General features: G+C 45.2%; 11 protein-coding genes. All 11 read right to left on the minus strand.

Annotated features, from left to right (window positions below):
• Positions 1–260: 260 nt before the first annotated feature.
• A complete protein-coding gene (flgL, locus tag AB4323_RS18545) occupies positions 261–1,451 on the minus strand; it encodes a flagellar hook-associated protein FlgL (RefSeq protein ID WP_017064129.1) in 1,191 nt (396 codons plus the stop codon).
• Positions 1,452–1,461: 10 nt separating this feature from the next.
• Complete coding sequence (gene flgK, locus AB4323_RS18550; protein ID WP_372153065.1) at positions 1,462–3,342, minus strand: flagellar hook-associated protein FlgK; 1,881 nt, start codon at positions 3,340–3,342, stop codon at positions 1,462–1,464.
• A 220-nt stretch (positions 3,343–3,562) separates the two neighbouring features.
• The gene (flgJ, locus tag AB4323_RS18555; RefSeq protein WP_017064131.1) at positions 3,563–4,480 is read right to left on the minus strand and encodes a flagellar assembly peptidoglycan hydrolase FlgJ; all 918 of its coding nucleotides are present in this window, start codon (positions 4,478–4,480) and stop codon (positions 3,563–3,565) included.
• A 10-nt stretch (positions 4,481–4,490) separates the two neighbouring features.
• Positions 4,491–5,582, minus strand: coding sequence for a flagellar basal body P-ring protein FlgI (locus AB4323_RS18560; protein ID WP_372153067.1), 1,092 nt, complete (start codon positions 5,580–5,582; stop codon positions 4,491–4,493).
• A 94-nt stretch (positions 5,583–5,676) separates the two neighbouring features.
• Positions 5,677–6,453 carry a flagellar basal body L-ring protein FlgH gene (flgH, locus tag AB4323_RS18565; protein ID WP_017066181.1) on the minus strand — a complete coding sequence of 259 codons (777 nt, stop codon included), beginning with the start codon at positions 6,451–6,453 and terminating at the stop codon, positions 5,677–5,679.
• 88 nt (positions 6,454–6,541) lie between these two features.
• Entirely contained in the window at positions 6,542–7,330 is a 789-nt protein-coding gene (gene flgG, locus AB4323_RS18570) for a flagellar basal-body rod protein FlgG (protein ID WP_017062259.1), read from the minus strand.
• A gap of 21 nt (positions 7,331–7,351) precedes the next feature.
• The gene (gene flgF, locus AB4323_RS18575; RefSeq protein ID WP_017056855.1) at positions 7,352–8,101 is read right to left on the minus strand and encodes a flagellar basal-body rod protein FlgF; all 750 of its coding nucleotides are present in this window, start codon (positions 8,099–8,101) and stop codon (positions 7,352–7,354) included.
• A 251-nt stretch (positions 8,102–8,352) separates the two neighbouring features.
• Complete coding sequence (gene flgE / locus AB4323_RS18580; RefSeq protein WP_017062260.1) at positions 8,353–9,657, minus strand: flagellar hook protein FlgE; 1,305 nt, start codon at positions 9,655–9,657, stop codon at positions 8,353–8,355.
• A 49-nt stretch (positions 9,658–9,706) separates the two neighbouring features.
• Positions 9,707–10,420 (minus strand): flagellar hook assembly protein FlgD, encoded by a 714-nt coding sequence (gene flgD, locus AB4323_RS18585; RefSeq protein WP_010439286.1) that lies wholly within the window; start codon positions 10,418–10,420, stop codon positions 9,707–9,709.
• Between the two features lie 17 nt (positions 10,421–10,437).
• Positions 10,438–10,851 (minus strand): flagellar basal body rod protein FlgC, encoded by a 414-nt coding sequence (flgC, locus tag AB4323_RS18590; RefSeq protein ID WP_004736176.1) that lies wholly within the window; start codon positions 10,849–10,851, stop codon positions 10,438–10,440.
• 4 nt (positions 10,852–10,855) lie between these two features.
• Positions 10,856–11,251 (minus strand): flagellar basal body rod protein FlgB, encoded by a 396-nt coding sequence (gene flgB / locus AB4323_RS18595; RefSeq protein ID WP_004736175.1) that lies wholly within the window; start codon positions 11,249–11,251, stop codon positions 10,856–10,858.
• Positions 11,252–11,475: the final 224 nt, after the last annotated feature.

Here is an 11,475-nt window from a genome sequence, read left to right on the forward strand (position 1 = left end):
TTAATATCATATAAATAATTTTTTAATTATCTAAAAATCAGAAGCTTACAAACAACACTGCGCAATTATGATTTTCTACTATTAGAAGATGAAAAACATTCACCTTCCTTATTGCCGTTTTTTGCCGCTATTCTAGAAACATCATGCTTCGTACAAAAAAGCGGCAAACTGTGGCGTCATTCGCACGTATGGCATAGCACATACGGCAAGGAATCAACGCCATGGTGATCGACAAGCCACCATTAAATACCGATTGATCATTAAATATAGTTAAACAAGGTCAGGTCTTTGGTTTTGCCAAACGCTTGTTGAGAAGCTTGTAGTGCTCGAGAGTTTTCATTGAACTCAATGATCGCTTTCGAGTAATCCAAGTCTTCAAAGTTGCTTTTTGCTTTTGCTAAAGACAACTTGAAATCTTCATGTTGTTGCTCTTGAATATCCAAAGTACTCAAGCGTGCACCAACATCGGTTCTTGCCTTAGTCAAATGGATAAACGCAGCGTGGAACTCTTCAGTTACTTGGTGCAGTTTCGCTGTTGCTGATGCATCCGATACCGGGTTTTCAGCCTGCTCAGCAGCCTCTTTGAACGTATCAAAGATAGAGAAAGTCTCTCGTGGTTCTAAGGTGATCGAATCACCTTTAGTGATTTGGCCTTTGATTTGAATATTCAGCCCTTCATAAACAATGCCTGTCGAAGGATCAAAATCTTCTGCCGCAACCACTGCGCCGTCTTTTTCAAGCTGATAAGCGAAATTGCCCGTCTGCATGTCGACAAACGTCACTTTATAAGTAGACCCATCTTCATCGCTGTTGGTCGCACGCCCGAGCAATAACTCAGACGCAGGTTCAAGCTCGTACTGAGGTTCGTAGTCACCGAACGGGTTGTCTATTTCCATAAACATCTTGCTGCCCGGATCATTCATTGCCATTTCAAAGCTGCTTGCCACACGCATCTTGCGTTGGTAGTCATCACCTTGATATGTCACATTCCCTTCGTTATCTCGAAAGAAAGGCTGATTTTTCGGCTTAGTGCCTGCAAACGTGTAGTTACCCGACTCATCTTGAGAGTTGGCTAAATGCAGGAAGTTATTCGCCAGTTCTTGAATTTCACGCTTCTTAGCTAAACGGTCTTCCGGAGAAAGCGCACCGTTGATCATTTCCATCACGGTTCGTTTTGCTTCATCAGCAAAGCCTTCAGTGTTAGAAACCAATACTTCATGATGCTCAAGACGGTTTCTGACTAGAGTAATCGCATCGACATACTGTTTAAGCTGTTCTGACTGCTGACCAATGTTCTGTAAATAGTGCGTCGCTAATGGGTCATCACTTGGCGACTGTAACTTCTTACCCGAAGCAAGTTGTGCTTGGTTGTGATGCACCTTGTTCTCTTGACGGCGCAAGTCGTTTTGTACTGACTGATAATTATGGAAGCTAGAGATACGATTCAACATTTATACCTTCCTATCTCAGAGCCAAAATAGTGTTAAACGTATCGTTGGCTGCTTGCATGATACGTGAAGAAGCCATATACGCTTGCTGAAATTTCATCATGTTTGCCGCTTCTTCATCGAGGTTTACTCCCGAGATAGAAGCAATACGTTCTTGAGCCGACTGTTTTTCTAATGTCGCAATATCACTCAGGCGATTTGCCGTTGAAGACTTCAAGCCCGTATTAGTATTCAAGTTGTGGTAAAGGTCTAAAATCGTAGACTCACCATCATTCAACAGCTTTCCTGTTTGAAGATCTTGTAGCTTACGCAGGTTACCGTTGTCACCTTCTGATGGGACAAGGTTTGCCGTAAACTTATCATTTGCCACCGCACCGGGTGTGAGCTCAAACGTTGTACCGTTGATGGTCACTGGCCCTTGTGGCGGATACGGTTGAGGCTGCATTAAAATGTTACCCTTCGGATCCGTCACAGCAAACTGCTCACCTTTTGGTGAGACAATCACTTCAAACTCACGCAGTTGACCGGCTTCTAGGATTTTAAATCCCGCTGTACCCTTGGCAAACGTGGTCGATGCCTCATAACTTTGCGCAGCAATGTCTTTCGGGTCTTTGGTTTTCATATGAATCTGCGCAGCAAAATTACGCGTTGGACGCAGTAACAGTTTCTCTCCTAGTTCAGGAGGGTTACGTACTTCCACTCGCATGCCATCAAGATAAAAAGCACTACCGCTAGAGTCGGTCGCCATCTTAACGGTCTCACCGTTCGGCTTAGTCACGACATAATCACTGCCATCGTATTTCAGTCCATACTCACCGCCTTTTAAGGCAGAAGTATCATCAATGTATACCGCAACATCGGCTTTCGATTGCCCGCTAGCCGTGACACGAGATTTTGCCACCAGCTCTGAGTTCACGTCGGTAAACAAGTCCTTACCTACGTTGCCGTTAAGATCCAAACCTTGTTCTTGAAGACTATTGACCTCATATGAAAACGCGGTCGCCAAACGACCAAGCTCATCCATGATTGCTGGGATATGTTCGTCACGCATGTCTAGCATGGCGCCGATTTTTCCGTCGATATCACTGCTGGTGATCGGTTTTAAAGACTTACCTTCAACAATCGCTAGGCGGCGCTGATGTGCATCGGGTAAGCCATCAACCATCTTCAGCTGACTCGCTTCACTACCAGAGACCAAGGTATGGCCATTACCAATATGGACATTAAACCCTTCGGCATTTGAGCGTGGTGTCACCGTAACTTTGGTGTAACCAGAAAGCTCATTAATCAACTTTTCATGCTGATCTCGTAGGTCATTATGAGGCCCAGGAGTTCGCATCATTAAACGCTGAACATCACGGATCTCGTACGCAAGTTGGTTAACTCGCTCGATACCCATATCTAATTTTTTATTCGTAGAATCAGACTGTTGACGAACTGTTTCATGAAATTCATTCAAGGTTTTAGTTACAAGCCCTGCTTTCTCTAACACGACCTTACGCGCACCCACATCATTTGGGGTATCGGCGAGAGTCTTAACGGAATCAAACCATTCGTTGAGGTTTTCTGGAATCTTCTTTGAAGCGACCGACGACAACATGCTCGACAGCATATCGAGGTTGGCTTCGGTATCGCCTTTGTTGGCGGCATTGGTTGTCGATAAGTTAAGTTCTTTGACGGCAAACTGATCCCAAGAGCGGCGAACATTTTCCACATGTACACCCATACCGTAGGATTGCCCACCGTACTGGCGCGGGTCATTCACACCTTGAATCACAGACTGGCGGCTATAGCCCTCTGTGTTAGCGTTAGAAATGTTATGACCTGTGGTGTTGAGCTGTCTCTGAGCCGTAAGAACACTTTGTGCCCCTACATTCAGAAGATCCGACGCCATAATGCCCCCAAAAAACTTAACAAAACCAGAATGAACTGATTAACTACAACCGTATATTACCAAGATAAATGCAATATGTGTGCCAACACAAACAACAGGAAATTAAAAGACGATAATTTATTGAAGTGTAAGGAGATAACTATGGATTACGCGTAAGAACTGAAGGGGCGGAGAAGAAAAGAGCCTGCCAGTAGCAAGCTCTCTATGTTGATTTATGACGCTAGTTCATCTCATCAATCTTGGCTTTAACTCGTAAAACCTTGTCTGCATAGTTAGGGTCAGTTGCGTAACCAGCCTGATGAATACCTTTGATGAAATTCTCTGAATTGCCTTGATGCTGTAGCGCCGTTTCGTATCTTGGATTTTCGTTCAAGAACTTCACGTAATCATTAAAGCTATCTTCGAAATTAGAGTAAGAACGGAAGGAAGCTGACTCTTTAACGGCGGTTTTGCCATGGAACTCAAGAGTTTGAGTCGCGACCTTATCGCCCTTCCAACTTCTATCTGCTTTGATGTTAAATAAGTTATTGCTGTTGCCCAAAGAGTTCTTAACCATTTTAGAACCCCAACCCGTTTCAAGGGCAGCTTGTGCCAATAGAAGAGACGAGTCCACACCAAGCGCACTTGCCGCTTTTTCCGCGTAAGGCTTCATTGAGGTCACAAACGATTCTGGAGAATCAAAGGATACTGGCTGTTTTGCTGCTTGCGCAGGTTGAACGTCTGACGCTCGCTCTTCCGAACGGCCTGAATATTGCGGTCTTTGCAATGAAGCATCAAAGCCTTCACTGCGAACCTTCTCTTCAGACGTATCGCTTGCTTGGCCAGCGCTTAGTTGAGCCACGATCATATCTGCAAGACCTAATGAACCTGAAGCGCTTAACTCACTCGCCATTTGGTCATCTTGCATCTGACGATAGAACTGCTCGTTCTGGCTGTTCAACATATCCGACTTAAAGCTCGAGTTAGCATCGCGCATTGACTTAAACAACATCGAGGTGAAAATCGATTCAAACTGTTTTGCCGCCGCGGTTAATGCTTCTTTCTCGCTACCTTCTTCACCGTTTACCGCTTGTTGACGAAGACGGTCTAAACTACCGATGTCGTGAATAAAGCCGATGTCATTGTTATTCTTAATCATGCTTTATTCCTTAGATAATGATCAATTGGCCTTCAATCGCACCCGCTTGTTTCAGTGCTTGAAGGATTGCCATTAAATCAGAAGGTGCAGCGCCCACTTCATTGACTGCGCGTACCAAATCGTCCAGCGTTAGGCCAGGTTCAAATTTGAACATCTTACCATCGCCTTCCCTGATTTCGATATCAGAATCAGGGACCACTACCGTTTGGCCACCAGAGAATGCATTCGGTTGGCTTACGTTTAGATTTTCTTTAATTGCAACCGTCATACCACCGTGGGTGACCGCCGCCGCTTTTAGGCGAACGTGCTTACCAACCACAATCGTACCTGTACGAGAGTTGACGATGATTTTTGCAGAGCCTTCAGCAGGGTCGAACTCGATGTTTTCGATAGCCGACAAGAATGCTACACGCTGGCTGATTTCACGCGGTGCACGAACTTTTACTGAAGTTGCGTCTACCGCTGAAGCCATTTGTGGGCCTAGGAAATTATTAACCGCATCAGCCATACGCTGAGCCGTTGTGAAATCTGATTGGATTAGGTTGAAGGTGATGTAGTCACCACGACCGAATGGCGTTGGGATCTCTTGTTCAACCGTCGCACCGCTAGAGATGATACCAACGTTAGGGTTGTTACCGACAATCTTAGAACCGTCGTTACCTTGTGCACTAAAGCCACTTACCACCAAGTTACCCTGCGCGACCGCATACACTTGACCGTCTAGACCTTTCAAGAAGGTCTGTAGCAAGGTACCACCACGAAGGCTTTTTGCTGAACCGATAGAAGAAACGGTTACGTCAACTTCTTGCCCTTGCTTAGAGAATGCTGGCAGTTCAGCAGTCACAATAACAGCCGCGACGTTTTTGGTTTTTGGCTTAGTGCCGGGCGGCAATTGGATGCCAAAATTTTGCAGCATTGCGTTAAATGTTTGATCGGTAAAGGGAGTTGTCTCACCAGTACCCGGCAAGCCCGTGACCAAACCATAACCGACAAGTTGGTTACTACGAACACCCGCCACTTTTGCCACGTCTTTGATTCGCGCAGCATGGGCACTGGTGGCAAGAAATAGCATGCCGAATAGTACGAGTGTCAGTTTTTTCATTGAGTAACCTGTCTGTATTGCTTTAATTTATAATAGCTTAGCTAAATGTGGCTGAGTGATAGAGGCTGTCAGTATGTCGTCGTCCTATCAAGCTCTACAGAGATACATTAAAGAATCGTGCCAAGAATCCAGGCTCTTGCATATCTTTCTGTACGCCAGTCCCTGAGTACTGAATTCGTGCGTTAGAAACACGGTTTGAAGCAATGGTATTTTCGAAGTCAATATCGTCTGGACGGATGGTACCGCTTAGGCGGATGTACTCATCGCCGGTGTTCAGTGTCATCCACTTCTCACCACGAACCACTAGGTTGCCATTAGCTAATACTTCGATGACTTCAACGGTAATGTAGCCGCTGATGCTGTTACTTTGGTTGGCTGACGCATCACCAGCAAAAGTATTGGTGTTACTCAGATCATAAGAGAAGTTGTACTTGTCGATCGTCAGATCTTGACCACCAACAGCCAGCGGCTCCATTGATGCATCATTCGACTTAGACATGTCTGCGTTGGCTTTTTTGGTCGCTCGAGTATTCTCATCTAACGCTACAGTAATTATGTCACCAATACCACGCGGTTTTGAGTCGTCATACATGCTGCCAATGTGGTTCACATTAAACAGTGAGCCCGTTGCCGCTGCGTAATGCTCTGGTTTCTGCTTGGGGTTGATTGGCGCCCATGCAGGGTCACCAGCAATTGGATCGGTTCGCCCACGAAGCGTGTCAATAATGCCAGAGCTCTCTTGCGCCGACTTATCACCTTCCACAGCATCAACCACTGTGGTTGCATTTTCTTCTGCCGGAGTCTCGATCGGGTCCAGAACAGCACATCCCGACATAGACATAAACAAAGCTAAACAAAAAATACGTTTCATGGCGATATACTCTCAGCAGGCAGTGGTAAATGGGTCAATTAGCAAAAACAGATAGATTAATTAAAAAAGTAAACGGCGAATAAACCAATTACAGCTGTTGGTTAACAAAGCTCATCATCTTGTCTACTGACGAGATAACTTTCGAATTCATTTCGTATACACGCTGAGCTTCAATCATGTTTACCAGCTCTTCGGTTACGTTTACGTTCGATGTTTCTAGCATCGATTGGCGGATGTTACCCAGGCCATCAAAACCCGGCACACCCTCTTGTGGGTCGCCACTCGCGCCAGTTGGCAAGTAAAGGTTTTGACCTACTGGCTCTAGACCACCTGGGTTTACAAAGTCAGTAATGGTAATTTGACCAACCACGACGTTGTTTTGCTCGCCACGTAGACGAACCGATACTTCACCGTCGTTACCAACCGTTACCGAGATCGCGTCTTCAGGAATCACAATTTCTGGTTGTAGAGGATAACCTTGGCCCGACGTTACGATCGCGCCTTCACCGTTCAGTGTGAACTGACCATTGCGGCTGTAACCTGTTTCACCGTCTGGCATTTCAACTTGGAAGAAACCGTCGCCTTCAATCATCATGTCTAGGCTGTTAGATGTCGTTTGTGCGTTACCGTGAGTGTGCACTTTTTGAGTCGCGACGACCTTAGAACCGGCACCCAGCATCAAACCACTTGGCAGCTCAGTATTCTGAGACGATTGACCACCCGGTTGATTAATATTCTGGTAGAACAGATCTTCAAATACCGCGCGGCTCTTTTTAAAACCAATGGTCGAGGCGTTGGCAAGGTTGTTCGAAATCGTTGAGATATTGGTTTGTTGGGCGTCTAAACCCGTTTTACTTACCCATAATGCTGGATGCATAGCAATGTCCTTTAAATTCTATTAGCTCATACGAAGCAGTGAATCAGACGACTTGTCCATTTCCTCTGCTGTGCTCATCATTTTGACCTGCATTTCAAACTGACGTTGTAAGTCAATTAGGCTGGTCATTTCACCTACGGCATTTACGTTACTGCCTTCGATAGCACCTTTTAGCAACGTTACCGCTGCATCTGCTTCGTATGCCTGATCTGGGTTTTTCGAACGGAATAGACCATTCGTGTCTTTAAACAAACTTTGGTTGTCTGGACGTACAAGCTTAATACGATCAACCACGGCCAATTCTTCAGCTGGAGCACCTTGAGGAATCACCGAAATCGTACCGTCTGTACCAATTTCTACTTTGCTGATTGGGATTGGCAGCGTGATTGGTGCATCGTTTTCACCAAGCACTAAGTGACCGCTTGCGTTGGTTAGTAAACCGTTTTGGTCAACCCTTAGGTTACCGTTACGTGTTAAACCTTCACGGCCAGTATTGTCCATCACTGAAATCCAACCATCACCTTGAATGGTAACGTCTAGATCTCGGCCAGTAGTAACCACACTACCCTGAGCGAAATTATGACCCGGACGCTCTGTCATGCTGAAAACACGAGTAGGCATGCCTTCGCCATACGCTTGCATTGAACGTGCCTGTGCTAAATCAGCACGGAAACCCGTTGTACTTACGTTGGCAAGGTTGTTTGCACGTAGCTGCAAAGCTTGCATATTTTGCTTAGCGCCACTCATGGCAAGAAACAGTGCGCGATCCATAATTTTGCTCCAAAAAACATCTTCTGGGGCTAATAAAGCAAACACTGTGCCAATATTTTTAACTGTTATTTATCAATAATTTAAATAGAAAACGAACAAGAAGGGTGATCATCAAAGGATCATTGAGGAAGAATTGTTGCCAGTGGCATTACCGGGCGGCAATAGGGGCGGCAAATAAAAAGACAAACAACAATACCCAATTCAATAACATTGAATTGGGTATTCGCAGATGATTCAAACGCTTTAAACGATTAACGAATCTGAAGAATATTCTGTTGTAGCTGGTTGTGTACTTCTAGAGAACGCGAGTTCGCCTGGAAGTTACGTTGAGCAGAAATCAAATCAACCAGTTCTTGAGTCATATCGATGTTCGACTGCTCTAGCGAGCCGTTGTTGATGCTACCAAATGAACCTTTGTTCGACTCACCCCAGATCTTGTCACCAGAGTCGTTGGTAGAATCCCATTGAGTACCGCCTTTCTTATCCAGACCTTGCTCATTTGGTACACGAACCAAGCCTACACGGCCAAGCATCACGTTTTCACCATTTGAATAAGTACCTAGAACACTGCCGTACTCATCGAAATCGATTTTTGTTAAGAAACCTGTTGTCGCGCCATCTTCATCAAACTTAGTCAATTCAAACGGAGCGGCAAACTGAGTTGAAGAATCTAAACCAAACTTAAGCACTTGAGTTGGATCAGCACCGTTCAAGTCAATAGGGTTCGCACCAGCACCCAGTGGTTCCGAGTTAATCGGCTGACCATTGTTTAGGCTTGCTAACGTACCGTCATTGTTGAACTTCATTGTGTGACCAACATGACCTTGTGCATTCGTCGCATCACCACCAGTAATGTTGACCGGCTTTTCACCGTTCTCATCTGACATGGTGTAGTACGTTTGCCAAGTGTTTGGTTGAGTCTGATCTTTGAGGTAGTAAGTCGTTAACTTGTAAGACTGACCCATAGAATCGTATACCGTCGAAGACGTTGCACGGTTATAAGTATCAGCATCTTTGAAGTTAAATGCAGCCGGGTCTTTAAGATCACCGTTTGCAGGAAGGTTAACCCCTACTTCAATGTTTTCTGTCTGTTTTGGTTTACCAAACTCAGCAGGAATGTCGAGAGGCTTTGGCGCATAAGAAAGAACTTCCCCCGAGTTTGGATCAACATCGTAACCTAAAAGAAACTCATCATTAGCGGTAACCATGTAGTTGTCTTTGTTTAGGTGAAATGCACCATTACGCGTTAATTCGTTAATCTCTGGCACCATGCGGTCTTTCGATACTGCAAAGAAACCTGTACCACTTACACGTAAGTCCATTGGGTTGTTCGTATAAATACTTGAACCTTCGTGGAACTGTTGCGCCACTTGGCTAGCTTGCGCACCGCCACCTGCCGTCGTTTTTGCGTTAGTGAACAACGAGCTTGAGTAAACATCACCAAACTCGGCACGAGACTCTTTAAAGCCAAATGTGTTCGCGTTCGCAATGTTGTTACTGGTTGTATTCAGGTCTAATTGTGCAGCGGATAGGCCGCTTAAAGCTACATATGACATTCCATTATTCTCCTAATCTATCTAGCTAGCATAGTCACTCAATAAAGAGCTACGCTTTACCAACTTCTAGTACTTCAGCAAGTCGTACTGGCGATGTGAAACCAGCCAGATTGAGTAGTACGTTGCCATCGCCCTTACCAAGAAGCACACTGTTCACGTTCGCATAACTGGAAACTTGGAACTCTGTGTTCTCGCCATCCAGCAAACCCGACGCTTTCACGTTGTATTTACCGGCCGGCAATGGGTTACCGTCTTCGTCTTTTCCGTCCCATTCAACACGTGTATCACCAGATGGTTTAGAGCCGATATCAAATGTGCGAACCAATTGGCCAACTTCGTTCTCAACACGGACCATTACATTGTCCATTGCCTGAGGAAGCTTAACCATTGCCGCCATACCGCCATCACCGGGTTTTACACCTGCCGCACCAGGAACCAATACATCACGCCCAACTAAAGAGGAGGCCTGAAGAGCTTGGTTAGAGGTCATTGATGAATTCAAGCTTTCAAACTGTGTATTCATTTTGCCAATGCCATCTACGGTCGCAAATGAAGCCATTTGCGCAATCATCTGGTCATTGCTAACCGGCTTGAAAGGGTCTTGTTGTGCTAGTTGCTTAGTCAACAAAGATAAGAAGTCTTCTTGTTTAAGATCCTGCTTACCTGTTGTTTCGTCGGGCTTTTTAGCGCCATCTTGAAGACTCTTCAGCTGGTCAACATAGGACAAGCCGCTTTGACCAACATTGTTGTTGATTCCAGCCATGTGCTACCTCCTTATCCTTATTGACCCATCTGCAGCGTACGCAGCAGCATTTGTTTACTCGAGTCAGCAACCTGTACGTTTGTTTGGTACGCACGTGATGCCGAAATCATGTTTGCCATTTCTTCCATAACGTTGACATTAGGCTTGTAGATATAGCCTTCGTTGTTCGCTAATGGGTGATCCGGGTTGTACTCCGCGCTTAGCGGCTTATCGCTTTCCACAATACCTAATACTTTCACAGGCACAGTGTGACCACTGTTGCGTGCTTTATTTAACTCAGCGCCGAACACTGCGTGACGAGCCTTGTAAGTTTCTTCAGCAGAACTACTTACACTGTCCGCGTTCGCAAGGTTGCTCGAGGTCGTATTTAGACGAACAGATTCAGCACTCATCGCAGAACCAGTCACATTGAATACATTGAATAAACTCATCTAATTATTCCCCTTTAATCGCTTTAGTTAAATTCTTGAACTTACTTCCTAAGAAGTCGAGAGAGGCTTGATGCCTAATTTGGTTTTGCATGAAAAGGTTTCTTTCCAAATCCAAATCAACCGTGTTGCCATCTCCTGTATCAGGTTGGGTAGGAATGCGATACTTCGTTTCCCCGTTCACCGTTGTTGAGGCAGAAATGTGCCGACCATCTGTACGGCTAAGACCAATGCTTGCCCCAGAACTTGCCGCTTGCAGTGATTTCTTAAAGTCTAATCCCTTTGCTTTATACCCAGGCGTGTTTGCTTGCGCGATATTGGTGGAAAGCACCTCAGCGTTACGCTCACGTACACCAACTGTGTGCTGGTGAATGCCCAAAGCATTGTCAAAAGAAATAGCCATGTAAACCTCAACTCAAGAACTGACTGTTATGAAATAACCAAAGCAATATATATACCAACTTTTGAAACAAGGCGGTCTATCAATGCTTTTACAGGTTACTCGTGGGTAAACTTGCAATAAACAAGCCAAAAAATAGAGTAAATTGGAATGTCACTCTGACTTAAAGATATAGCTTAAGCAGGAAAAAGAAAACCCAGCACTTGGCTGTAATGCCGATCAGTTAA

Source organism: Vibrio sp. 10N.261.52.C11, from assembly GCF_041471405.1.
Lineage (GTDB): Bacteria > Pseudomonadota > Gammaproteobacteria > Enterobacterales > Vibrionaceae > Vibrio > Vibrio crassostreae_C.